Raw genomic sequence first — 347 nt, 5'->3', positions numbered from 1 at the left:
AGTGGACTCTTGTTCCAAACTGGAACAACACTCAACCCTATCTCGGTCTATTCTTTTGATTTATAAGGGATTTTGCCGATTTCGGCCTATTGGTTAAAAAATGAGCTGATTTAACAAAAATTTAACGCGAATTTTAACAAAATTCAGGGCGCAAGGGCTGCTAAAGGAAGCGGAACACGTAGAAAGCCAGTCCGCAGAAACGGTGCTGACCCCGGATGAATGTCAGCTACTGGGCTATCTGGACAAGGGAAAACGCAAGCGCAAAGAGAAAGCAGGTAGCTTGCAGTGGGCTTACATGGCGATAGCTAGACTGGGCGGTGTTATGGACAGCAAGCGAACCGGAATTG

Annotated in this window: 1 pseudogene; it reads left to right on the top strand. The window is 46.4% G+C overall.

The features are described from left to right. Nucleotides 1-145: 145 nt before the first annotated feature. Nucleotides 146-347, top strand: a pseudogene (locus tag ACLI50_RS22525) (IS4 family transposase); the annotation flags it as partial.

The sequence above is a fragment of the Chryseobacterium cupriresistens genome (assembly GCF_046614675.1).
In the GTDB taxonomy this organism is placed as follows: Bacteria; Bacteroidota; Bacteroidia; order Flavobacteriales; family Weeksellaceae; genus Chryseobacterium; species Chryseobacterium cupriresistens.
Note: the sequence above shows the minus strand (reverse complement) of the source record. Positions and strands in the feature narration are given on the sequence as shown.